Origin of the sequence: Candidatus Zymogenus saltonus, assembly GCA_016929395.1 — a bacterium.
In the GTDB taxonomy this organism is placed as follows: domain Bacteria; phylum Desulfobacterota; class Zymogenia; order Zymogenales; family Zymogenaceae; genus Zymogenus; species Zymogenus saltonus.
The window spans coordinates 56,495-80,421 of record JAFGIX010000057.1 but is presented as its reverse complement, the minus strand read 5'-3'; the positions used below and the strand labels follow the sequence as shown (position 1 = coordinate 80,421).

Sequence of the window (23,927 nt, the reverse complement as noted above, 5' to 3'; positions counted from 1 at the left end):
CGGCTGGGGATTCCTCGAGGGCCATCCTCTTGCACTCCTCGATGCTCCTCGGCCTTGCCCCGGTCTCGTCCTCCTGGGCGATAGCCGTAGAGGCAAGGACGGGCAAAAACAAAAATATCAGACTGATAGGAAGGACTATTTTCGAGTGAAATCTCATATTTTGCTCCAGAGTTTCGTAAAAATCATGCCTGTTGATATTAGAAAAAGCAATATGCTATGTAAACTACGGGAAATAATCACAACTCAATTTAGGGTAACCTTAAAAATATAGACACACTAACATAGACGGGAAAAGGCCAAAAAAATTGTAGACATAAGCAATTTTTAATATAAGACCTGAAATTTTATCAAAACCAATCCTTTTTATCAAGTTAAAATTGACAAAGGGTGTTAATATATAATATTATTGTTCCTCCTTAAATGGGATTATGCATGATTTACACCATAACCTTAAACCCCGCCCTTGACAGATCGATTACCGTAGAAATGCTCGTTTCGGATGATGCCAACAGAGTGGTGTCCGAGGAGAGGTACGCAGGCGGTAAGGGGATTGATGTCTCTCGTGTTATACAAGTTTTGGGTGGTGACAGCGTGGCCTTAGGCTTCGTTGGGGGATTTCACGGAATGGAGCTTGAGCAGCGTCTGCTTCGTCAGGGGGTGAAATGTGATTTCGTTGAGACAAGGAGAGAGACAAGGACAAATATACTTATACATGAGAAGCTGAAGAAAACACACACAATCCTTAATGCATCGGGTCCCGAGGTCAACGAGGTTGAGATTCGGGAGTTGATGGAGAAGATCAAAGTAATAGAAGATCCCGAGTATGCAGTAATATCAGGGAGTATTCCGGGGGGGTTAAAAGTTGATATTTATAAAGATATAGTGTCTATTTTTAACAAAAGGGGGTCCATAACGGCCCTTGATGCCGACGGCGAGGCGATGAAACAGGGGATAAGGGCGGTTCCTCACATTGTAAAACCTAACATCCACGAGCTGGGAAGGCTACTCGGAAGGGAGATAAAAAACTCCGAAGATGCGATCAGGGGCGCCGAGGAGCTGCTCGATATGGGGATAAAGATTGTCCTCATATCGATGGGGGGGGATGGGGCGATTCTTGTGAGCGAGGAGACCAAGGCGAAGGGCATTAGGGCGCTCAAGGGGATTCCTCCCGAGATAACAGTAGACAGCACCGTTGGTGCGGGTGATTCTTTCCTTGCGGCGTTTGTGCTGGGCAGAAAGAGAAATTTGGATATCAAGGAGTGTCTGGCGCTCGCGGTGGCTTCCGGGGCGGCCGCATCGATAACCCCAGGGACGGAGCTCTGCAAAAGGGAGGATGTCGAGAGGCTTTTAGATCGAGTTAAGATTGAGGAGATTTGATCGGTGTACGAGGTATCGGTGAAAGATCACTTTTCCGCCGCCCACAGCCTAAAGGAGATAGGCGGCGGATGCGAGAGGATACACGGCCACAATTTCAAGGTTGAGGTTTTCTTAAAAAGCGAGGAGCTTCTCCCGGACAGCACCGTGATGGACTTCAGGAAGCTGAAATCGCACCTGAAGGATGTAATCGATATTTTAGACCACACCATTCTAAACGAGGTGCCGCCGTTTGACGTGATCAATCCTTCTTCCGAAAACATTGCGAGGTTCATATATGATGAGATGAGAAAAAGGCTTGACGAGCTGTCAATATCCGGCGGATTGAGGGTTGACGTCTGGGAGTCGGACAACTCGAGGGCGTCGTATTATGAAGAGTGACATGATAGACATACAGAACCAGAAGGGTATAAACGACATCGATATCGATAAGGTGGGCGTAAAGGGGATTCGGTATCCTATCGTTGTCTTAGACAAGGAAAACGGAACCCAGCACACGATTGCGAGCATTAACCTTTACGTTGACCTACCCCACAAGTTCAAGGGCACTCACATGAGCAGGTTCGTTGAGATACTCAATGAGTACCGTATGGAGATAAAGATCAAGAACTTCGATACAATATTGGACAAGATGAAAGACCTGCTAAACGCGAAATCCGCCCACATCGAGTTCGACTTCCCCTATTTCATAAAGAAGAAGGCCCCTATATCCGGCGAAGAGGGGCTGATGGAATATAAATGCCGCTATGTCGGCTACAGCGGAGAGAAAAAGGAATTCATTGTGGGAATAAAGGTTCCCATAACGACCCTCTGCCCCTGCTCGAAGGAGATATCGGAGTTTGGGGCTCATAACCAGAGGAGCCATGTAAATGTCCGTCTCCTTTCAAAGAAGTTCTTCTGGATCGAAGATATTATAGCCATTGTGGAGGGGTCGGGAAGCGCGGATTTGTACTCCCTTTTGAAAAGGTCGGACGAAAAGTATTTGACCGAAAAGGCCTATGACAATCCCATGTTTGTGGAGGACGTCGTCAGGGAGGTGTCCCGGCGTCTCATAGAGCTTGACATATTCGAGTGGTTTCTGGTGGAGTCTGAAAATATCGAGAGCATCCACAACCACAACGTCTATGCTCTTATCGAGTGGGGGAAGAGGCCCGAAAACATCATCATTTAAAGGGAAGCGGTATATGGCGGAAGTTTTCCGACACGGTTAAATGTGAAAGGTTTTTAATATAGTTATCGGGAGTCATAAATGGACGAGATCAAGAGGGAAAAAGAGGCGGGATTCGATTTTGAGTATCTTGGGGACGTTCCGGCGAAAAAGGAGGAGGTGGGAGACAAGTTTCAGACCCCGGGATTCGGCCTTGCCGCCCAGCTCTTTTCGAGCGTCGCCAAGTTCGTGATAGAGAAGCTGGGCGAGGAAGAGGGGGAGGCCGTTTTGAAAAAGGGCATCGAGTATTTCGGCTTGGAGCGGGGAAAGCGAATAGCGGAGAGGGTAAAGGCCCAGGGAAAGGAAAACAGCTTCAAAAACTGGCTGATATATACGGATATCGACAGCGTGAACTTCCAGCCGATTCCCTCAATCGAGGACAACAACCTCGTCGCCAAGGTGAACAACTGCACGTTCTACAATGCGGCCGAGGAGTGGGGCCTGGGTGAATACGCCAAGATATACTGCAAATACGTGGACTACAAAATCCTCGAGGGATACAACCCCGATGTAAAGATGTCTCTGAAGGAGCGCCAGGCGACGGGGGAAGACCACTGCGTCTTCACCTACATTATGAAGGAGGCCAACAAGTAGAGGGGCAGGGTGAAGGGGTTTGATGTTCGAGTTTTGGTTAATGTAAGAGAGGCTGGTAATATTCTGTAAGGGTACGTTTCAAAGGAGACTGCTGTTTCGTCAGGTTCGAGCTTTAATTGCACAATGTCTGGACTTGGAAGAGGGGATGGGAAATAGGCCTTGTTCCGCTAAAAGGGGTGATGGCATTTATTCAATTCAATCCAAGGTGGTCGGTCGATATTTTTATTCCTTATAACTGTAATACAAATGTAGGTCTTAATCGAACAGGGCGAAGGGAGCCCAAAAGGTCTCGAATTCTTGCTCCTTCAAGAAATCCCCACTTCAACGGATGCCGGCATGGATTAGAAAGTTTTTGGTTGAAAGTTACCCGTATTGAGAAGGGAGGGCGGGAATAGATGTTGTTCATGTCCGTTATATTCAAGGGGGAACGTCAAGAGGGAAACGTATTTGACCTCTTAAACCGTATCAACCGCCCCATTTAATCCCGTGCAATCATAAAAGGTATCTATGAATTGAGTTCCTAATCTTGACCTTCTGGAGGTCATTTGTCGGCGTCCTTCTTTAGCCTCACTTCGATCGCCCCAGCGTGGGCGGAAAGCCCCTCCATCCTTGCGAACCTTACCGCTTTTGGGCCGAGCTCTCTCAATCCCGTCTCGGATATCTCAAGGACGCTCATCCTCTTGACGAAGTCGTACACCCCCAGGGGGGACGAAAACCTGGCAGTGCTGCCTGTGGGGAGGACGTGATTCGTCCCGGCTATGTAGTCGCCTATCGGCTCCGTGGAGTTGGGTCCAAGAAAGACGGCCCCGGCGTTTTCTATCTTTTCGAGATGATCTCTCGGTCTCTCCACGATCAGCTCCAGGTGCTCCGGGGCGATCTCGTTTGCCATCGATATCGCCTCGTCGATGTCCGAGACCACTATTATCGCACCGAAGTTCTTAATGGATTCGAGGGCCACGGTCATATCCTTACCTTCGGCCCCCAGGATTGCATCTATCTCCCCCTTAACGCTCTCGGCAAACTTGGGGTCCGGTGTGATCAAGATCGAGGCGCTCAACGGATCGTGCTCCGCCTGGGACAGAAGGTCCCAAGCAACGTGTGTGGGGTCGCATTTCCCGTCAGATATTACGAGGATCTCGGACGGACCTGCTATCATGTCTATATCAACGACGCCGAAGAGGAGCCTCTTTGCCGCCGCCACGTATACGTTTCCGGGACCGACGACCTTATCGACCTTCGGGATTGTCTCGGTCCCGAAGGAGAGGGCGGCGACAGCCTGGGCGCCACCGATACGAAAAATCCTGTCGACACCTGCTATTCTTGCGGCCGCGGCAACTCCGGGAGAAATAGATCCCCCGCGGGTCGGGTGGACGGCAATTATCTCGGAGACGCCGGCGATCTTTGCGGGGATAGCGTTCATAAGGAGCGTCGAGGGGTAGGGGAGGCGTCCACCCGGGACGTAGACCCCGACGCGTTTCAGGGGCCTAACGACCTGCTCGAGCCTGTTGCCAAGATCGTCGATAAATGACAGCCCTTCCTGAACCTGGTGTCTGTGGTACGCCTCGATCCTCTTCGCGGCGGTCTCGATGACCCCGTAGTCCTCCCTGGGAAGCTCCTTCGCAGCCGTCTCCATCTCGGCCGCGGTTATCTCGAGGTCATTGGGCGAAATTTCTATTTCGTCAAACTTCTCAGTGTATTTTATGAGGGCCTCGTCTCCCTTTTTCCTCACGTCCTCGATTATCCTGTTTACGCTCTTTAGGACGTCTTCCGGAATACTCTCCCCCCTTGTGACTATCCTGCCGATGTATTTTTTAAAGGCGCCGTCGCCCAGCCCTATTATCTCAATCATCCTGCAGTACCTTTTTGATGTCGGCGCCGAGGGCGGAGAGCTTCTCCTCCATCCGTTCGTAGCCCCTTTCGAGGTGGTAGAGACGGTAGACCTCCGTCGTGTTCTCGGCGGCAAGGCCCGCAAGGATAAGGGAGGCGCTGTTTCTGATGTCTGAGGACATGACCTTGGCCCCGGAGAGCCCCTTGACGCCCCTTATGACGGCGCTTCTACCGTCGATCGTTATGTCCGCCCCCAGGCGAATGAGTTCAGGGACGTGGGCGAAGCGATTCTCGAATATCGTCTCGGTGATAACGCTCGTGCCGTCTGCTATGGTCAGGAGGGAGGAAATGGGGGCCTGGAGATCGGTGGGAAAGCCGGGGTAGGGCTGGGTGGAGATATTTATTGGTTCGATCTTCTTCGGGCCCTTGATTCTCATCTCGTCGCCGGTCTGCCTGAACTCGACCCCCGCATCTTCCAGCTTGTCTACAACGGAGGTGAGTATGCCGGAGGGAAAGTTTTCTATCGTGACGTCGCCCGCCGTTATGGCCACCGCCATCAGATACGTCCCCGCCTCAATCCTGTCCTGAATCACCCTATATGTGATGGGGGAGAGGGCGTCGACGCCCTGGACGCGGATCGTCTCCTCCCCCTCTCCCTCGATAATAGCGCCCATTTCCCTGAGGGCGCGGGCGAGGTCTATGATTTCGGGCTCCCTGGCGGCGTTATTTATAACCGTCTCGCCCTTTGCGGTACAGGCGGCCATGAGGATGTTTTCGGTGCCTCCAACTGTGGGAATATCGAAGGTGACGCTGTCTCCTCGAATATTTTTTGCATTGGCGATTACGACACCGTGCTCCTCCTTTATCTTTACGCCGAGGGAAACAAAGCCCTTCAGGTGCTGATCGACAAGCCTCGGCCCAAGGGCGCATCCCCCCGGTAGCGCAACCTCCGCAACCCCGAAGCGGGATATCATGGCGCCGAGGACGAGAAAGGAGGCGCGCATCTTCCTGACCTCGTCCCAGGGGGCCTCGTGCCTTTTTATCGTGGAGGAGTCCACAACAAATGCGTCGTCGAATGAAACCTCCGCCCCCAGCTCTGTGAGAAGCTTTTCGGTCGTTCTTATGTCCATGAGATCGGGAACGTCCAGAAACTCCGACCTCCCGGGGGCCATGATTGAAGAAATTATTATAGGGAGGGCGGCGTTCTTCGATCCGCTTATCCTGAGCCTCCCTTTGAGAGGCACACCGCCCCTTATCACCATCTTTTTCAGCAAGGCGAAATCCTCCAAAATAACATGAACATGTACCGCTAATCTCTAACAGCGACCACAACCCTCGGGAGTGACGCGTAGTCCATTCTCGTCTTGAGAAACGAAAGCCCGGGTGTATCTTCAACGATTTTCCTGACGCCGTCCATCTGGTCGCTTCCGATCTCCAATAACAGGTGGCCCCCCGCAATGAGGTAATCAGGCGCACCGTCGATGATGGGACGGATAACGTCGAGGCCGTCCGCCCCCCCGTTTACCGATCCGTCAAGGGCGATATATGGCTCCCTCTTTATTTCGACAGGAAGACTCTCCATTTGTTCCGCAGAAACGTAAGGGGGATTGGATAAAATTACGTCATACTTTTTTTCAAGAAGGATTATCGGCTCGTAGAGCGAGCCACAGAGCAGGTCAACCCTGTCCGAGAATCCGTGACGCTTGAGATTTTCAGAGGCGACCTTGATTGCGTCCTTTGAGATGTCCGTTGCCGTTATGGAGGCGCCCGGAAGCTCGGCCGAGAGGGCCATGGCCACCGCCCCCGACCCGGTTCCTATCTCCAGAATGGAGACCACCTCCTCATCGATGCCGCCGATGACGGCCAGCGTCTCCTCGACCAAAACCTCGGTCTCCGGCCTGGGGATGAGGACAGATTCGTTGACCGAGATCGATATGGACCAAAACTCCTTTTCTCCCGTAATGTAGGCGGTGGGAGCGCCTCCCCCCCTTTTTAATATGAGACTTCCTATCTCCCGCCATTCTTCGGGCGTCAGGGGCCTGTCGTGCATGAGGTAGAGATCTATCCGCCTGGCATCGAGCACCTTTGCGGTTATAAGCTCAGAGTCGAGGCGGTGTGATTCAATCCCCATCTCCTTGAGATAAGAGGAGGCCCTGTTTACTGCCTCCAGTATATTACTTGGCGTTCCTTCTTTCGGTAAGTCTTTCTTCGCGACGGGCTCTGTTCCGGTGGGGGGTATCATGACACCTGCATTTTAAGGGCTTCGGCCTGGAAGTATGCGGTGAGGGTGTCCACCAGCTCGTCGATGTGTCCCATAAGTATCGTGTCGAGCTTGTAGAGGGTGAGGCCAATGCGGTGATCGGTAACGCGTCCCTGGGGATAGTTATATGTCCTGATACGCTCGGATCGCTCCCCTGTTCCGACCTGACTCTTGCGATCTTCGGAGCGCTCCATCTGCTGCTTTTGCGTCACCAGGTCAAGGAGCCTCGCCTTGAGAACCCGCATCGCCTTTGCCTTGTTCTTGTGCTGAGATTTCTCGTCCTGACATGTCACGACGAGATCGGTCGGGAGGTGGGTTATCCTAACGGCGCTGTCGGTTGTGTTGACGGACTGCCCCCCGTGGCCCGTCGACCTGTATGTGTCTATTCTCAGGTCGTTTGGATTGATCTCTATCTCGATATCCTCGGCCTCGGGAAGGATCGCCACGGTCACCGTGGAGGTGTGGATTCTCCCCTGGGCCTCGGTCTCCGGGACTCGCTGGACCCTGTGGACACCGCTTTCGTACTTGAGCCTGCTGTATGCGCCCCTTCCCTCTATGAGGGCGATGATCTCCTTGAATCCGCCGACGCCGATGACGTTCTGACTCATTATCTCCACGCGCCAGCCGTTCATATCTGCGTAACGGCTGTACATCCTGAAGAGGTCAGCCGCAAAGAGGGAGGCCTCGTCTCCTCCGGCGCCGGCCCTGATCTCAAGGAAGATGTTCTTGTCGTCGTTCGGGTCTTTCGGCACGAGAAGGAGCTTCAGCCGATCCTCAGACTCAACAAGCTCGCGCTCGAGGCTTTCGAGTTCCTCTTTCGCCAGCTCCCTGATCTCTTCGTCCTTGTCAAACAAGAGGGCCTTGTTTCCTTCGACTTCCGCCTTCAAACTCTGGAACCGCCTGTACTCCTGGACCACGGACTCGATATCGGAGCGCTCCTTTGTGTATTTTCTGTAGAGGTCCTGCTCCCTTATGATCTCCGGGTTGGAGAGGAAATTCTCAAGCTCATTGAACCTTACCTCTATATCTTTTATCTTCTCAAACATCTCCTAATGTTTATTCTCCTCTGGGCGTATTGGTTCCGGTCGAAAGCTCCATATCAACGGCCTTTGTCAATGCGGCAAGGGCCACCTCTACCTGATCATCGGTGGGCTCTCTCGTTGTGATCTTTTGTATCCATACTCCGGGGAGCGATATAGCCTTCAAAAAGACGTTATCCCTCTTTTCCCCGGCAAGCCTTATTACCTCGTAGGATATCCCCGCGATCGGAACAAGCAGCGGTATCTTTATAAGGATGTAGATGAGATTCTTCAATATCTTGTTCATATCCGGAAAGAGCGGAAGGAAGGGAAACGTCACGGCGAATATAACGATGCTGATGAGCAGGACTATGATGATAAACGATGTTCCGCACCTCGGGTGAAAGGTCGAGTATTTCCGGGCATTGTCTACCGAAAGCTCCTCCCCCGCCTCGTAGGTGAAGATCGATTTGTGCTCCGCCCCATGATACATGAAGACCCTTTTTATGTCGGGCATAAGAGAGATGGAGACGATGTAGATCAAGAAGACCGAGACCTTTAGGATGCCGTCGATGAAGTGAAAGGTGAAGGTCTCTATCCCCATGTTTATGGGGAGGATTTCGCCTATGTAGAGCGTTGCGAAATGCGGTACCACCACGAAGAGGAGAATCGCAAAGGCGAAGGAGACGGCGATGGTAACGGCCGTCATCCAAGGGGAGAGCTCCCCTCCGCCCCCGTTTTTAGATGTCTTTTCTTCTTCCTCGACCGCCTCGTTGGCGGAAAATGTCAGGGCGCCTATTCCGTAGACCATCGACTCTATCAGTATGACAACCCCCCTGAAGAAGGGCCTTTTGAGGATCGGGAACCTCTCGGTGAGGGAGCTCACAAACTCCTCCTTTACTTTGATAGATCCGTCAGGTTTTCTGACGGCTACGGTCATGGCGTTTTGTGAGCGCATCATAACGCCCTCTATAACCGCCTGACCTCCTACTCTGACTTTTTGCATATGCAATACTATTTTAATCCTTTAGTCCCGATGTCCAGAAACGGCTTGAGCGAGCGACAGAAGAATAACGAAAAAAAGCAACACCCTTCGCCGCAAGAAACATAGGGACGGCACGGCTCTATTTTCTGCAATTTCAACAGGCCGACAAGCCCGGAAATATTAGACTTGCACGGCTAAACGTTATGCTTAAGCCTTCTTCTTTTTATTATCAAACTTGTCGTACTTCTTCCTGAATTTCTCGACACGGCCCATTGTGTCGACGAGCTTCTGTTTTCCGGTGAAGAAGGGATGACATTGGGAGCAGATTTCCACGCGTATTTCCTCTTTGGTCGAGCGTGTCTCGATCTCGCTCCCGCAGGCGCACTTGATGATCGCCTTGTCGTATTTTGGGTGAATATCCGGTTTCATCTTTGCTGTTCTCCTTTTGGCCTCATTTAGATATTAATAGTGAAACTAATAATAAACCCCCTATTTATGTATTCAGGGGGCTTATGATCGTTGTATTTCAAGCTACTGGTTCATATTGGACAGAAACTCCTGGTTGGTTTTTATGCCCTGGATTTTATCGAGGACGAATTCCATGGAATCTATCGGGTTCAGCGGGGCGAGGAGCTTGCGCAGTATCCAGATTCGATTGAGGGCGTCATCGTCCAGCAGGAGCTCTTCTTTTCTCGTTCCGGAGCGGTTAATGTCTATGGCCGGGAATATCCTTCTGTCCGCGAGCTTCCTATCCAGGTGAATCTCCATGTTGCCGGTTCCCTTGAACTCCTCGAAGATCACCTCGTCCATCCTCGATCCGGTATCTATCAGAGCCGTTGCGATAATGGTGAGGCTGCCGCCGTTCTCGATGTTCCTTGCGGCGCCGAAGAACCGCTTCGGCTTATAGAGGGCGTTGGAGTCCACACCGCCGGAGAGGATCTTTCCGCTCGGGGGAACCACTGCGTTGTAGGCCCTGGCGAGCCTCGTTATGCTGTCCAGGAGTATAACCACATCTTTCTTGTACTCCACCAGTCGTTTAGCCTTTTCAAGCACCATCTCCGATACCTGCACGTGGCGGGAGGCTGGTTCGTCGAAAGTCGAGCTTACCACCTCGCCATGAACGGAGCGCTCCATATCTGTCACTTCCTCGGGCCTCTCATCTATGAGGAGGACGATCAATATCACGTCCTTGTGATTGGTGGTGATGGCGTTTGCCACATCCTGAAGGAGCATCGTCTTTCCGGTCCTCGGCGGTGACACGATGAGTCCCCTCTGGCCCTTGCCGATGGGAGTGAAGAGGTCCATGATCCTTGTCGAGTATCTCTCGGTGTTGTACTCGAGCTCTATCTTGTCGTGGGGATGGACCGGGGTGAGGTTGTCGAACATGATCCGCTCCCGCGAGAGATCGGGATCGGAGTTGTTTACCGACGAGACCTTCAAAAGCGCGAAATATCTTTCGGACTCCTTCGGCGGGCGTATCTGGCCGGAGATCGTATCACCGGTCCTCAAGGAAAATCTCCTTATCTGAGAGGGCGAGACGTATATATCGTCAGGGCCCGGGAGATAATTGTAATCGGGCGCCCGGAGGAAACCAAATCCGTCGGGAAGTGTTTCAAGTACACCCTGACCGTAGATCACGCCGTCTTGTTCTGTGTGGGCCTGAAGGAGAGCAAAAATCAGCTCCTGTCTCGTCATGGCGCTTGCGCCTTCGATGTCGAATTCCTTCGACATCTGATAGATATCGCCGATTTTCTTGCTCTTCAGCTCCACCAAGTTGATAACACCGTTCTCGGGTGTGTCTTGAAGATCAATATCGCTTTCTTCCATCTCTATTCAGTCTCCTTTTTTTATTAGGAGCCTTTGGCTCCGGGATAGGGCTTATTATACCGTTTATTATTAGCTTATAAATCTATGGAATTTGCGGGAATACAAGATTTATGCGGTTTTAAGATTTCCTGTTTATAAATTTATGAAGTGTATTTGAAATTTGATTAGAAAGATTTGGATAGTAACTCTTTTATCAATTAATTACTAATTACTCTATTTCTCTTTTTATCATAAATCCCCTTGGGGAGTAAATATAATACTTCTTTTTTTGTAGTCGGTTAAAGCTCCGATTCAAAGAGCGCATTCTATCCGGTATGAATATAAAGAAGGTCGTTATTGGCACTTACTAAACGATTGGCCTTTACCTGCCTGCCCTGTATATGCCTGCCCTCTATATCCTCTTGTCTCCTCCGTTCCCCCTATAACCAACTTGCCCCTATCTCCTCCTGCCCCCCCCACCGGTCCCGTCCCATTATCAACTTTCTCGAAATCCCACTCCCTTTCCTCGAACATGGCATTTTAACCCATGACTTGGTTCTCGAACCCCCCAGTAAGAAGAAGAACTTTTGCAGTTGTTATAGAATATAGTGCTTTTTACCGGAATTGTCAAGGTTTTTTTTGTTTTATGTTTTTCGAGATTTTACGGCATCGAGACGACCGCCTCCCAGCAGCCGGTGCCCCATTCAGAATATATCTCGAAATAGTACACGCCCGGCCCGATCAGGGTAAGCTTGTCGCCTTCGGAGAGGGGCTGAAGTATCAATATATCGTCTCCTTTTTCTCCCGTAGCCTTTATCCTGAAATCGGTCGTTCCCCTGGGCCATTTGAAAGTGAGATCAAGCTCCTGTTTGTCCACGAATACCTGAAAGGTGGCCTTTGCCCCCTTTCCCCAAAGATAACCCGAAAATGAGCAGGGATTCTCCTGGGAATGCGATTCCTGTGGAAGTAGTGTTAGAGTAAGGCATAGAATCAAAAGAGGGTAGAGAAAGCTGGATTTTTTTATCAATTTGGAGATCCTTTCAGATTTTTATACAATTTACTTTAAGAAGGCTGTGGAAAGTCCCTTTTGTTTTATATGTGAATCTTTATGTGACAAAAGAAACATGGTGGTTTATTCGCATATTATGTTATAATTTTATCTTTCAGTCAATGATAAACGCCGTAATTTCCTTGACAAAAAAAAGGTGTTTGGATATATATATTCAGATATTCAGGATGCTAACCGGATTTTAAAGGAATCCGACTGATTTGTCGTCCATCTGATATTGAAGACATCTTTGAGGAGGGGCATTTTGGATCTGTTGTTGATAAAGGTGGATGAAATTCCCGAGGGGGGGATGTCGGTAGACATTCCCGGCCAACGGAGAGAGGGGGATAGGGGTGATGATGCAAATGAGGGCCTGGAGTGGAGCAAGGATTTAGTACCCCTTGACGTTCACACTGTTATCGATGGGCGATCATGGCAGGACCAGCTCTTGGGGATTCTCAATGATCCTTATCTCAAGTTCTCGAACGGTTTTTACTGTTGGATAAATCTTTTCAGGTCCGGCCGGAGCGTGATAGTGAAGGGTCAAATCGTGACTACGGCGGAGTTGACCTGCAGCCGGTGCGCGGAGCCGTTCGACTATGAATTCAATATTGTGTTCAGAAGCGTCCTAACGAGAGACGACGCAAAGGACAGGGATAAGGAAAAAGAGCTGACGCAAAAGGAGCTCGAGTACAGCTTCTTTTCGGGCGAAAGAATAGACTTGGGGCTGACGATTACAGAGCAGATCGCCATTCATATCCCGGTAAAGCCGCTTTGCAGGAAGGAATGCCAGGGGCTTTGCGGGGTCTGCGGGAAAAACCTGAATATCGAGAGATGTGACTGTAAGGACAAGGAAGTAGACATAAGGTTTGCAAAGCTTAAGAATCTTATAATTGAGTAATCAATAACCAATAAAAAAGGAAGAAAATAAATATGGCTGTTCCAAGAAGAAAGCATTCGAGATCGAGACGGGACAAGAGGAAGTCACAGCAGGCCCTTAAAAAGCCGGCGCGTTCCTTGTGTCCGAACTGCGGGGAGATGAAACCGCCCCATAACGTGTGTCCCAAATGCGGTTATTATAAAGACCGTGAGGTGGTTGAGATTCACGAGGTTTAGTCTCCGTGGGGTTTTGGGGGAGAGGGTTGGGGGGGGGGTGGGAGAGATATACTTAGGGGTTCAATGGTCAGGGTTTTTAAGGGAAAGGGAATTGAGAGATTTTTTGAGGGTTCAAGGATCGGGGTCTGTTGAGGAAAGGGGTGTTGGGGAAATTATTTGGTTCCAAGGATCGGATGTCATTGAGGGATGAGGGAGGGGAAGATTTTTTGGAGTCCAATGTCGATCTCTTTGATATCTCGTAGGGGTTGGTAAACGCTGATATTGTTTGGGATTTAATCGGATAGAGGGCCGAGGGGGGTTGTGGGGTCACTTTTAATGGTTTAAGGAAAAACAGGTGGCTCAAATTGCGTATATATTTCCGGGGCAGGGCTCACAGTTTGTGGGGATGGGCAAAGATATTTACGAGAATTTCAAATCCGCCAGGCTCGTATTTGAAGAGGCCTCCGACAGCCTCCATATCGACCTCAAGAGAATCGTTTTCGAGGGGCCGGAGGATGAGCTGAACAGGACCGCTATAACCCAGCCCGCCGTCTTTACGGTGTCCGCTGCGATACTCTACGCCATGAGGGAGGCGGGCGTGGGGAGTGACGTCAAGGTGGCATCGACGGCCGGGCATAGCCTGGGAGAATACACTTCCCTCTTTTACGGAGGGGCGTTTGATTTTCAAGGCGGGCTTTCCATAGTGGGAAAGAGGGGCAAGATAATGGAGGAGGCAGTTTCCGAGGAGGAGGGGGGAATGGCCGCGATTCTGGGTTTAGACAGGGATGACGTGGATAAGCTTGTGAGCGAGGTGTTTGAAGCTAACGAGCAGAAAGAAAACGGCCTTGTGGTAGCGGCGAACTACAACGCCCCGGGGCAGGTGGTCATATCGGGCCACAGGGGGGCGGTTGCGGCGGCGGTTGAGCTGGCTACGGAGAGGGGCGCCAAGAAGGCGGTTATTTTAAAGGTAGGCGTCCCATCCCATTCACCGCTGATGAAGGGAGCGTCAGAAATCCTCGCCGAGGAGCTCAAAGATTTGGAGTTAGGGAATCTCGATCTCCCGGTCATATCGAATGTGACGGCGCACCCGCACCCAGGGGGAGGGGAGACCAAAGACCTCCTTGTTAAGCAGCTTGTTTCCCCTGTAAGGTGGGAGGAGAGCGTTAAATATATGATAGATGACGGTATCACCGATTTCATAGAGATAGGGCCCGGCAGGGTCCTCTCCGGTCTTGTAAAGAGGATCGACAGGAAGGCGGGGATATCGAGTGTCGGCGATCTATACTCCCTTAAAGAAGTGGAAAAAAAATATCAATAGCAAAAGATATTACAATAGAAAAGATATTGCAATAGTTGTTGTAAAAACGCTATTGCAAAAACAAAAGATATGTATAGAATGTAGATGGAATATTAATGGAATATTATGGGAAGAGGGCGTGGGTGACCGCGGATTTTTAACCGTTAAGACTGTAGTGGGGTGGCTGAAATTTTAAATCTTGAAGGAAAAACGGCGCTGGTGAGCGGGGCATCGAGGGGGATAGGGGCCGAGATCGCAAGGGAGCTTGCGGAAAGGGGCGCCTTCGTTTACATAAATTACAACAGGAGCGAGGACGCCGCAAGGGCGGTCAAGGAAGAGATCGAGAGGGGAGGGGGAAAGGCCGAGACGGTGAAGTTTGACGTGGCAAATCTCGAGGAGGTGGGAGAATCCGTAAAGATTATCCTAAAAGATGTAAAAAATATAGATATTCTTATAAACAATGCCGGCCTTACAAGGGACAACGCATTTGCCTTAATGAAGCAGGCCGATTGGGATGAGGTTCTCGATACAAACCTGAGAGGCGTCTTTATACTGACCAAGGCGGTGATAAGACCCATGATAAAGGCGAGGTGGGGGAGGATAGTGAACCTGACATCGGTGGCCGGGCAGTACGGAAACCCGGGCCAAGCGAATTACTCCGCATCCAAGGCCGGCGTAATCGCCCTGACCAAGTCGATCGCGAGGGAGTTTGCGCCAAGGAATATAACGGTAAACGCCGTCTCGCCGGGTTTAATCGATACAGACATGGCGATGTCTCTTCCCGATGACGCCCGGGAAACGATAATATCAAAAATCCCCTGCGGAAGAATGGGAACGCCCAAGGAGGTCGCATACGCTGTGTGTTTTCTTGTATCAAAATACGCCGATTACATAACCGGACAAGTTATTAGTGTTAACGGCGGACTATATATGTAATTTCAGATTTTAAGGAGGTAAGAAAATGGCATCTGTAGAAGAGAGGGTAATCGAGATAATCTCGGATCAGCTTGGTTTGGATAAAGACGAGATCCAGCTTGAGGCTTCGTTCATCGATGATCTGGGAGCGGATTCTCTTGACATCGTTGAGATGATAATGACGATCGAGGACGAATTCGATATTGAGATCTCGGATGAAGACGCCGAGAAGATAGTCTCGGTTCAAGACGCCATAACGTATATTAACGATAAGATGTAATGGTGCGATGATGAAGGTTGCCGTAGGTTCGGATCACGGCGGTCTGGACCTTAAGACGATAATCGTTGAGGAGCTTAAAAAAAGCGGGATTGAAGTCCTGGATGTGGGGACTAATTCAACGGAGTCAAGCGACTATCCCGATTTTGCGAAGAAAGCGGTCGGTCTAATACTTAAGGGAGAGGCCGAGCTCGGGGTCTTAATCTGCGGCACGGGAATAGGGATGAGCATAGCCGCCAACAGGTATAAAGGGATAAGGGCAGCCGTTGCCTGGAATGAATTCATGGCAAAAATGGCGAGAAACCACAACGACGCGAATATCCTTGTTTTGGGAGGGAGGGTAACAGGTTTCGAGTTGGCAAAGGAGATCCTGAAAGTATTTCTGAAGGAATCCTTTGACGGGGGGAGACACAAAAGGAGGATAGACAAGATCGATAGTATAATTCTCAAATAAACGGGGGTATAAAAAAGTGTTTAGTACTGGTCTTAAGGAATGTGATCCGGATGTTTATAATATACTTGAAAGAGAGATTAATAGGCAGAAGAATAATATAATTCTTATAGCATCGGAGAACTACGCCAGCAAGGCCGTACTCGAGGCGTCCGGCTCCGTTATGACAAATAAATATGCCGAGGGGTATCCAGGTGCGAGGTATTACTGCGGTTGTCAGCATGTGGATGAGGTCGAGACCATCGCCATTGATCGCGCCAAGAAGCTCTTCGGCTGTGAGTATGCAAACGTCCAGCCGCACGCGGGAACGCAGGCCAATCTGGCCGTATTGTTTTCGGTCCTCGATATCGGCGATACGGTCTTGAGTATGAACCTGAGCCACGGGGGCCATTTGAGCCATGGAAATCCCGTAAACCTGTCGGGAAAGCTCTTTAATATTGTCTTCTATTCGGTGGACAAAGAGACGGAGCGGATCGATTTCGACGATGTATGGAAAAAGGTAAAGGAGCACAAGCCGAAGCTGATCATATCCGGTGCGAGCTCCTACCCAAGGGAGATAGATTTTTCCAAGTTCGGGGAGATAGCCGAAGAGGCCAGGGCCATGCACATGGCCGACATAGCCCACATAGGGGGGCTTGTGGTGGCCAAAATTCACAACACACCCGTTCCCGTAAGCGATTTCGTAACCACAACCAATCATAAGACGCTGAGGGGCCCCAGGGGCGGGATAATAATGTGCAAATCGAAATACGCAAAGAAGATCGATTCCCTCGTCTTCCCGGGATCCCAGGGCGGGCCATTCATGCATATCATCGCCGCCAAGGCCGTCGCCTTTAAAGAGGCGATGGAGCCCGATTTTGTAGACTATCAGAAACAGATAGTGGCAAACGCAAAGGCGATGACCGATGTTATCAAGGACAGGGGATTCAGGCTCGTCTCCGGCGGCACGGATAACCACCTTTTCTTGATCGACGTCGGGCATAATGGACTGACCGGAGACGCGGCGGCCATCGCCCTTGACAGGGCCGGAATTACAGCCAACAAGAACGTCATCCCCTACGACACCAAGTCCCCAAGGATCACCAGCGGCGTTCGCTTCGGCACCCCAGCCGTAACGACAAGGGGCATGAAAGAGGATGACGTTAGGATCGTTGCAAACCTCATATGCGATGTTCTTGATGACATCGAAGATGAGACTGTCATTTCAAAGACAAGAGGGGCGGTTAACGAGCTGTTGAAGGATTTCCCCATATATAAATAAAAGACGAAGATGAAAAGTATCGCCGTGAATGATAAGACAAGAGATAAAATCAGTGACGACGGACGTCCCAGTTGGGACGAATACTTCATGTCGATCGTCGATCTTATCTCGAAAAGGTCAACGTGTCTGAGGAGAAAAGTGGGCGCCGCCATCGTCAAGGAGAAGAACATCCTTGCCACCGGCTATAACGGCGCCCCCAGGGGGCTGCCTCACTGTCTCGACATCGGGTGCCTGAGGGAAGAACAAAACATCCCTACCGGAGAGAGACACGAGCTCTGCCGGGGACTTCACGCCGAGCAGAACGCTATCATTCAGGCGGCATACCACGGGGTTTCCATAAGGGGGGCGACTTTATACACGACGACACTCCCCTGCTCCATCTGCACAAAGATGATCATTAACGCAGGCATAATAAGGATTGTATATAAAGAGGGATACGAGGACAAACTGGCCATGCAAATGCTGTCCGAGGCGGACATCGAGCTTGAAAAATTCAAGGGGAAGGCGATTTAAAAGTGAAATGCCCATTTTGCGGATTTATGGACAATAAGGTCATCGATTCGAGGCTCTCCAAGGACGGCCATGTAATTCGCAGACGTAGGGAGTGTAACGATTGCGGCAGGAGATTCACTACCTACGAGAGGGTGGAGGAGATGCTTCCCATGGTGATAAAGAGGGACGGCAGACGGGAACAGTTTGACAGAAACAAGATCCTTTCGGGGATAATAAAGGCGTGCGAGAAACGCCCCATAAGCATTACGGTGATAGAGAAGACGGTCGATTCTATCGAGGCCAACTTTACAGATGTGGCGGAGAGGGAGGTAAAAAGCACGGACATAGGAGAGGTCGTGATGGAGCACCTCCACGGACTCGACGAGGTGGCGTACGTCAGATTTGCGTCGGTCTACCGGTCCTTCAAAGACATTAACGAGTTTATGTCGGAGCTGAAGGATCTTTTAGATCAGAAGGACGGCAAAAGAAAGTAGATGGAAGAAAAATATATGAGGAGGGCCCTCACGCTGGCAAGGAGATACGAGGGCAGGACAAGCCCCAATCCACCGGTTGGGGCTGTTGTGGTTTTGGGGGGAGAGGTTGTGGGGGAGGGCTTTCATAAGGGGGCAGGGCATCCCCACGGGGAGGCCGAGGCCCTCAATGCCGCAGGGAAAAGGGCAAAGGGGGCGGACCTGTACGTCACCCTAGAGCCGTGCAGTCACCACGGAAGGACTCCGCCGTGCACAGAGGCGATTTTGAAATCTGGCGTAAAGAGGGTATTCATCGGCACCGATGACCCAAACCCGATTGTTATGGGAGGCGGTGCAAGGATACTCGAGGATGGCGGTGTCCAGGTCTCATTCGTTGAGCCGGGGGGAAGGCTGGGAAGAGATATAAGGGTGCTCTACGAGGCGTACAAAAAATTCGTCGTTGAAAAGAGACCATTTGTGGTTCTCAAGGCCGCGATGACCCTGGACGGAAAGACGGCAACCTCAACAGGCGACTCGAAATGGATAACGTCGGAGAGGGCGAGGAGGTTCGTCCACGGGCTGAGAAAGAGGTACGACGCCGTCCTGGTGGGGATAGGGACGGTAAAGGCGGACGATCCGGAGCTGACCGTAAGGCTGACGGTGGGGAGAAACCCTACGAAGGTAATTATCGACCCCAGGCTTGAGATCGATACCGGGGCCAATATCTTTACAAAGGGCTTTACAAAGGGGGGCGCCGACGTTATTATCGCGGCCGATGAAGGCGCCGACGAGGAAATGGCAAAGAAGATCGAGGGGACGGGGGCAACGGTCATCCGGTTGAAGCGGGGTGAGGGGAGGGAAGGGGGGCTCGATCTCGACCGGCTGTTGAGCGAACTGGCAAGGCGCAACATTATGAGCCTTCTCGTGGAGGGGGGAGCAAAAGTCTTTACTTATTTCATCAAATATGGTAAATTTGATAAAATAATCTTCATATATTCACCGAGGATACTCACGGGAAGCGACCCGCTGGGGCTGACGGCGGGTGAGGGGCCGAGGGAAATCGGGGGAGCGGTCAAGCTGGAAAACGTATCAGTCAGTCGCATAGGCGAGGACATAGCAGTTGTCGGCTACAGGATGGGGGGTCAGGGGAGAGTTTAAATTTTGTGGGGAGCGGATAATGGGGGGAATGGGTAATACTTTTTTATGACGTGTTTTTATATCGCGTTTTTTAGTATCGAATTTTTTTAGTATCGCGTGTTTTGTTATCGATGTTTACCGGAATCATAGAGGACGTGGGTATAGTCAGAGGCCTCAGGAAGGCGGGGGAGGTGTCTATCATAACGGTCGAGACCGGGATGGACCTCACCGACACTAAGATCGGAGACAGCATCAGCGTAGACGGTGTTTGTCTCACCGTGGTTGCCGTGGAGGGAAAGGGCTTCAGCGTCGAGGCCTCCCCGGAGACCGTTTCCCGCTCGACCCTTAAGGGCATAAGGACATCGGACCGCGTCAATCTCGAAAAGGCGCTGGCACTTGGTGGCCGCCTGGGCGGTCACATGGTACAGGGGCACGTAGACGGCGTTGGGACCGTAAAGCGTATCGACAGGGACAGTGACAGCCTCATAATCAAGATAGTCCCCCCCAGGGGCGTCTTCAGATACATCGTAGACAAGGGCTCCGTTTCAGTAAACGGCATAAGCCTTACGGTAAACTCCATCTCCGATGACTCGTTCACGATAAACATAATAAGGCACACGGCGGAAAACACGAACCTGTTAGACATTAAGGTCGGGGACGAGGTGAACTTGGAGGCGGATATAATTGGAAAATATGTGGAGAGGTTTTTGTCTAAAGACAGGGAAAAGTGGGAGGGCCTGACGCTGACAAAGCTGGCCGAGGAAGGGTACCTGTAGAATCTATAGAATATTTGATTAGGAGAAATAGAATGCCGACAACGCCGATTCCTGAGATATTGGATGATTTAAAAGAGGGGAAGATGATCATCTTGGTCGATGACGAGGACCGCGAGAACGAGGGGGATCTCTTTATTGCGGCTGAAAAGGTCACCCCTGAGGCCATAAACTTCATGGCTAAATACGGGAGGGGGCTGATATGCCTTTCCCTGACGGAAGATAAGGCGAGGTCTTTGAACCTTCCCCTTATGGTCTCTGAGAACACGTCGCCGTTCCAGACCGCCTTTACCGTTTCCATTGAGGCGAAAAAGGGAATAACGACCGGGATTTCGGCCCACGATCGGGCCACAACGGTGTTGACCGCCGTTGCCGACGAAGCCACAACCGACGATCTCGTGAGGCCCGGTCATATCTTCCCTCTGATCGCGAAAAACGGGGGCGTTCTTTTCCGGACGGGACAGACCGAGGGTTCGGTTGACCTTGCGAGGCTTTCGGGGCTTAAGCCCTACGGGGTGATATGCGAGGTGATGAAGGACGATGGGACTATGGCCCGGATGCCCGACCTCGAGGAGTTCTCGGAGAAACACAGGATAAAGATAGCCACAGTGAAGGACATTATCGAGTACAGGATGAGGACGGAGCTTCTGGTACACAGGACAGCCGAGACCACTGTTCCAACGAAGTTCGGAGTAAGCTTCAAGGCTATCGCCTACAGAAACGATGTTGATCCCCACGAGCACCTGGCGTTGATTCTGGGTGATTTCGCCCCCGACGATGAGGTCATGGTGAGGGTCCACAGCGCGTGTCTGACCGGGGACGTTCTGGGGTCGCTGAGGTGCGACTGCGGAGACCAGCTCCAGGCCGCCCTCAAGATAATATCCGAGGAGGGGAAGGGCGTCCTGATATACATGAACCAGGAGGGAAGGGGGATAGGCCTTATGAACAAGATCAAGGCCTACGAGCTTCAGGATCACGGATTAGACACGGTGGAGGCGAACGAAAAGCTGGGCTTCAAGGCCGACCTCAGGGATTACGGACTGGGCGCCCAGATTCTGGTGGATCTTGGGGTACACAAAATCAAGCTCCTTACAAACAATCCGAAGAAGATCATTGGGCTCAAGGGGTACAATCTTGAAGTGGTGGAAAGGGTGCCGATCGAGATCGAGCCGGGAGAAAACAATATCAAGTATTTAAAGACAAAGCGACAGAAGATGGGTCATTTATTAAAAAAGGTATAGGAGGCCTAGATGCCCAGGCATATCGAGGGTAAAATAGAAGCCAAGGGACTGAAGTTCGGAGTGATCCTTTCGAGGTTCAACAGCTTTATCGGAGACAAGCTGCTCGACGGCGCAACGGACGCCATACTGAGGCACGGTGGGGCGGATGAAGACATCCACGTCTACAGGGTCCCGGGCGCGTTTGAGGTTCCCCAGATGGCGAGAAAATTGGTGGAGCTTGGAAAATACGACGCCATAATCTGCATAGGGGCCGTAATCAGGGGCTCAACTCCGCACTTCGAATATATCGCCGCGGAGTCGGCCAAGGGTGTGGCAAGGCTCTCCATGGAAAGCAACATACCCGTATCCTACGGGATCATCACGACCGACAATATAGAACAAGCCATCGAGAGGGCAGGATCCAAATCGGGAAACAAGGGCTACGACGCCGCCGTCACTGCCATCGAGATGGTCAATCTCATGGCCGAGATCAAGAAATAGTCTCGTCCCTTCCCAGCCGAGAGCTTGGCGGATAAACCGAGGGGGTCTTGAGTTTGGGAAGCTCAGGCAGGGTCGGATGGGCGGGAAGGGTGGCCAGCCGAGATCGGGAAAACAGGGAAAGCGGGGCAGGACCTGAAAGGAGGCGATGGGGAAATAGGGGATTGGGAATAATGGGGGAGATAGGGGGGACGGGGATAACGGGGGTATGGGGATGACGGCGTGATGACAAGTCTGCAAGTTTGTTTAAAGTTTGTTTGATATATCGGCTGTAGTTAAAAATTTCTTTTCCAATTTTTTAACGGGGGATTCAATCTTGGGAAAGAGAAGAAGGGCAAGGGAATTGGCGCTTCAGTTTCTTTTTCAGATCGATATGAATCCACCGGGGAAGGAAGCCGCTTATATAAAGGATTCCAAAGATGATGGAGCTGAGGGGTCGGTAAAAAGCGAATCACACATTGGAGATAATTCCAAATCCCGCCAAAAGACCAAAATAGAGACCGAAATAGCTAACATAAAAAACGCTACCATAAAAGATGATTCCGTAAAAGACCAAAAAATCAAAAACTCAAAAACTGAAAAAATAGATATTCTTGAACAGGCCGGCGATGAATATGCCGAGACGGAAGTGAACGGCTTTGAAAACAACAATATCCTCGATCCCGAAATGGAAAGGGCAATCGATGTCTTCAAGGACAGCTTCAAGACCGACGAGACCGCCATACCGTTTTTCCTGTTTCTGGTAAGGGGCGTTTGCAAACATCGGAAGAGGATAGATAAAATAATCAACGAGACCTCCGAGAACTGGAAGCTCGACAGGATGGGAGTGGTGGACAGAAACATCCTCAGGTTTGCCATCTTCGAGCTGATGTTTGCGGACGACATCCCGTCCAGCGTTTCGATGAACGAGGCAATTGAGATCGCCAAGAGATACGGAACGGCTGACAGCCCTTCCTTCATAAACGGGATACTCGATAAAATCGCCTCTGTCGAGAAAAAGAGAGAAAAGACGGATTCAAAAGAGTGATCGGTTCAAAGCGTTTTATTTTGCCGTATCTGATTTCTGATAAGTTATCCTAAAGCCCATATGGCTATATATACAATGTTTTTAATGAGTACCAATTTTCTGTTAAAAGGATACATATTATGAAAGAGATGATGCCCAAAAAAAAGGTTTTTGAGACGCCGATCCTGTTCGTCCACGGGGCCTGGCACGGCGATTGGTGCTGGCAAAACTTCATGGAATATTTTTCAAAGGCGGGTTTTTCCTGCTATGCCCTCGAACTACCCGGCCACGGGGAGAGGAGGGAGGAGGCGGGGCTGAAGGGAAAGACGATGATGGACTACGTGAGGGAGATCGAGGCGACGAAAGGAAAAATCGGAAACCCAATTATTGTCGGTCACAGCATGGGGGGCTTTGCGACGATGAAGTACCTCGAACGAAACAAGGCCCCGGCGGCGGTGCTGGTTGCCCCGGCCACCTTTAGAAGACTCCCCACAATCACAATGATAAAGATGATCTTCCAGTATCCGATAGAGATGATCAGACTTACCCTCTTGATGCCGGTCAAGGTAAAGTCGGAAAAGATGTACAGGCATTTGTTCCTTTACAATGCCCCGAAAAAAGTATCTGAGGAGGGCTTTAAAAAGAGCGGTCCGGAGTCTTCCCTTGCCTTGTTGGGCCTGACCGTTCCCCTGGTATGGCTCAGGCCGAAGAGGGTCTCGTCTCCCGTTTTACTCCTTGCATCGGGGCACGACTACTTTTTCCCGCCGAGAAACGAGAGGAGGACCGCAAGGGCATATAAAGCCGATTTCAAACTCTACAAGGATATCGGCCACAACCTGATGACGGAAAACGGCTGGGAAGACGTGGCGGGAGATATTTTGGAATGGCTGAAGAAAAAGGTGAAATAGAGAACCG

At 50.9% G+C, this 23,927-nt stretch carries 29 protein-coding genes; 21 read left to right on the top strand and 8 right to left on the bottom strand.

The window, feature by feature from the left end:
- The first annotated feature begins 432 nt into the window (after window positions 1-432).
- From pfkB to JW984_11885, 4 genes are all read left to right on the top strand, one after another.
- Window positions 433-1,377 (top strand): 1-phosphofructokinase, encoded by a 945-nt coding sequence (pfkB, locus tag JW984_11900; GenBank protein ID MBN1573891.1) that lies wholly within the window; start codon window positions 433-435, stop codon window positions 1,375-1,377.
- Between the two features lie 3 nt (window positions 1,378-1,380).
- The gene (gene queD / locus JW984_11895; GenBank protein MBN1573890.1) at window positions 1,381-1,755 is read left to right on the top strand and encodes a 6-carboxytetrahydropterin synthase QueD; all 375 of its coding nucleotides are present in this window, start codon (window positions 1,381-1,383) and stop codon (window positions 1,753-1,755) included.
- 1 nt (window position 1,756) lies between these two features.
- Window positions 1,757-2,545, top strand: a complete 789-nt coding sequence (locus tag JW984_11890) for a GTP cyclohydrolase I FolE2 (GenBank protein ID MBN1573889.1) — start codon at window positions 1,757-1,759, stop codon at window positions 2,543-2,545.
- Between the two features lie 78 nt (window positions 2,546-2,623).
- The gene (locus JW984_11885; protein MBN1573888.1) at window positions 2,624-3,175 is read left to right on the top strand and encodes an L-2-amino-thiazoline-4-carboxylic acid hydrolase; all 552 of its coding nucleotides are present in this window, start codon (window positions 2,624-2,626) and stop codon (window positions 3,173-3,175) included.
- Window positions 3,176-3,716: 541 nt separating this feature from the next.
- Here the strand turns inward: JW984_11885 and hisD are convergent.
- From hisD to JW984_11845, 8 genes are all read right to left on the bottom strand, one after another.
- Complete coding sequence (hisD, locus tag JW984_11880) at window positions 3,717-5,024, bottom strand: histidinol dehydrogenase (GenBank protein MBN1573887.1); 1,308 nt, start codon at window positions 5,022-5,024, stop codon at window positions 3,717-3,719.
- The gene (murA, locus tag JW984_11875; protein ID MBN1573886.1) at window positions 5,017-6,273 is read right to left on the bottom strand and encodes a UDP-N-acetylglucosamine 1-carboxyvinyltransferase; all 1,257 of its coding nucleotides are present in this window, start codon (window positions 6,271-6,273) and stop codon (window positions 5,017-5,019) included. Before murA ends, hisD begins: the two co-directional genes overlap by 8 nt.
- A gap of 38 nt (window positions 6,274-6,311) precedes the next feature.
- Window positions 6,312-7,244, bottom strand: coding sequence for a peptide chain release factor N(5)-glutamine methyltransferase (gene prmC / locus JW984_11870; protein ID MBN1573885.1), 933 nt, complete (start codon window positions 7,242-7,244; stop codon window positions 6,312-6,314).
- Complete coding sequence (gene prfA / locus JW984_11865) at window positions 7,241-8,308, bottom strand: peptide chain release factor 1 (GenBank protein ID MBN1573884.1); 1,068 nt, start codon at window positions 8,306-8,308, stop codon at window positions 7,241-7,243. The genes prmC and prfA overlap by 4 nt, the downstream gene beginning before the upstream one ends.
- A 10-nt stretch (window positions 8,309-8,318) precedes the next feature.
- Window positions 8,319-9,287 (bottom strand): DUF1385 domain-containing protein, encoded by a 969-nt coding sequence (locus tag JW984_11860; protein MBN1573883.1) that lies wholly within the window; start codon window positions 9,285-9,287, stop codon window positions 8,319-8,321.
- A gap of 186 nt (window positions 9,288-9,473) precedes the next feature.
- The gene (rpmE, locus tag JW984_11855) at window positions 9,474-9,695 is read right to left on the bottom strand and encodes a 50S ribosomal protein L31 (protein ID MBN1573882.1); all 222 of its coding nucleotides are present in this window, start codon (window positions 9,693-9,695) and stop codon (window positions 9,474-9,476) included.
- 102 nt (window positions 9,696-9,797) lie between these two features.
- Entirely contained in the window at window positions 9,798-11,045 is a 1,248-nt protein-coding gene (rho, locus tag JW984_11850; GenBank protein MBN1573881.1) for a transcription termination factor Rho, read from the bottom strand.
- Window positions 11,046-11,733: 688 nt separating this feature from the next.
- On the bottom strand, window positions 11,734-12,099 hold the full coding sequence (locus JW984_11845) for a hypothetical protein (GenBank protein ID MBN1573880.1): 366 nt from the start codon (window positions 12,097-12,099) through the stop codon (window positions 11,734-11,736).
- A gap of 286 nt (window positions 12,100-12,385) precedes the next feature.
- Here JW984_11845 and JW984_11840 point away from each other — a divergent pair, with 286 nt between their 5' ends.
- The 17 genes from JW984_11840 (at window position 12,386) to JW984_11760 (ending at window position 23,920) form a co-directional block, all read left to right on the top strand.
- On the top strand, window positions 12,386-13,021 hold the full coding sequence (locus JW984_11840; GenBank protein MBN1573879.1) for a DUF177 domain-containing protein: 636 nt from the start codon (window positions 12,386-12,388) through the stop codon (window positions 13,019-13,021).
- A gap of 32 nt (window positions 13,022-13,053) precedes the next feature.
- Complete coding sequence (rpmF, locus tag JW984_11835; GenBank protein MBN1573878.1) at window positions 13,054-13,236, top strand: 50S ribosomal protein L32; 183 nt, start codon at window positions 13,054-13,056, stop codon at window positions 13,234-13,236.
- Between the two features lie 37 nt (window positions 13,237-13,273).
- Window positions 13,274-13,426, top strand: a complete 153-nt coding sequence (locus JW984_11830) for a hypothetical protein (GenBank protein ID MBN1573877.1) — start codon at window positions 13,274-13,276, stop codon at window positions 13,424-13,426.
- Window positions 13,427-13,621: 195 nt separating this feature from the next.
- Entirely contained in the window at window positions 13,622-14,533 is a 912-nt protein-coding gene (fabD, locus tag JW984_11825) for an ACP S-malonyltransferase (GenBank protein MBN1573876.1), read from the top strand.
- Window positions 14,534-14,692: 159 nt separating this feature from the next.
- A complete protein-coding gene (fabG, locus tag JW984_11820; protein ID MBN1573875.1) occupies window positions 14,693-15,448 on the top strand; it encodes a 3-oxoacyl-[acyl-carrier-protein] reductase in 756 nt (251 codons plus the stop codon).
- 25 nt (window positions 15,449-15,473) lie between these two features.
- Window positions 15,474-15,707: an acyl carrier protein gene (gene acpP / locus JW984_11815; GenBank protein ID MBN1573874.1), complete on the top strand. Its 234-nt coding sequence runs from the start codon at window positions 15,474-15,476 to the stop codon at window positions 15,705-15,707.
- A gap of 10 nt (window positions 15,708-15,717) precedes the next feature.
- Entirely contained in the window at window positions 15,718-16,158 is a 441-nt protein-coding gene (rpiB, locus tag JW984_11810; GenBank protein ID MBN1573873.1) for a ribose 5-phosphate isomerase B, read from the top strand.
- 16 nt (window positions 16,159-16,174) lie between these two features.
- Window positions 16,175-17,416, top strand: a complete 1,242-nt coding sequence (locus JW984_11805) for a serine hydroxymethyltransferase (protein MBN1573872.1) — start codon at window positions 16,175-16,177, stop codon at window positions 17,414-17,416.
- 9 nt (window positions 17,417-17,425) lie between these two features.
- On the top strand, window positions 17,426-17,929 hold the full coding sequence (locus JW984_11800; protein MBN1573871.1) for a cytidine/deoxycytidylate deaminase family protein: 504 nt from the start codon (window positions 17,426-17,428) through the stop codon (window positions 17,927-17,929).
- Between the two features lie 2 nt (window positions 17,930-17,931).
- Complete coding sequence (nrdR, locus tag JW984_11795) at window positions 17,932-18,402, top strand: transcriptional repressor NrdR (protein MBN1573870.1); 471 nt, start codon at window positions 17,932-17,934, stop codon at window positions 18,400-18,402.
- Complete coding sequence (gene ribD / locus JW984_11790) at window positions 18,403-19,536, top strand: bifunctional diaminohydroxyphosphoribosylaminopyrimidine deaminase/5-amino-6-(5-phosphoribosylamino)uracil reductase RibD (protein ID MBN1573869.1); 1,134 nt, start codon at window positions 18,403-18,405, stop codon at window positions 19,534-19,536.
- Window positions 19,537-19,646: 110 nt separating this feature from the next.
- The gene (locus JW984_11785) at window positions 19,647-20,291 is read left to right on the top strand and encodes a riboflavin synthase (GenBank protein MBN1573868.1); all 645 of its coding nucleotides are present in this window, start codon (window positions 19,647-19,649) and stop codon (window positions 20,289-20,291) included.
- 32 nt (window positions 20,292-20,323) lie between these two features.
- Window positions 20,324-21,529, top strand: coding sequence for a bifunctional 3,4-dihydroxy-2-butanone-4-phosphate synthase/GTP cyclohydrolase II (locus JW984_11780; protein ID MBN1573867.1), 1,206 nt, complete (start codon window positions 20,324-20,326; stop codon window positions 21,527-21,529).
- Between the two features lie 9 nt (window positions 21,530-21,538).
- The gene (locus tag JW984_11775; GenBank protein MBN1573866.1) at window positions 21,539-22,009 is read left to right on the top strand and encodes a 6,7-dimethyl-8-ribityllumazine synthase; all 471 of its coding nucleotides are present in this window, start codon (window positions 21,539-21,541) and stop codon (window positions 22,007-22,009) included.
- A 53-nt stretch (window positions 22,010-22,062) separates the two neighbouring features.
- The gene (locus JW984_11770; GenBank protein ID MBN1573865.1) at window positions 22,063-22,224 is read left to right on the top strand and encodes a hypothetical protein; all 162 of its coding nucleotides are present in this window, start codon (window positions 22,063-22,065) and stop codon (window positions 22,222-22,224) included.
- A gap of 449 nt (window positions 22,225-22,673) precedes the next feature.
- Entirely contained in the window at window positions 22,674-23,033 is a 360-nt protein-coding gene (nusB, locus tag JW984_11765) for a transcription antitermination factor NusB (protein MBN1573864.1), read from the top strand.
- Between the two features lie 119 nt (window positions 23,034-23,152).
- Window positions 23,153-23,920 (top strand): alpha/beta hydrolase, encoded by a 768-nt coding sequence (locus tag JW984_11760; protein ID MBN1573863.1) that lies wholly within the window; start codon window positions 23,153-23,155, stop codon window positions 23,918-23,920.
- The last annotated feature ends 7 nt before the right edge of the window (window positions 23,921-23,927 follow it).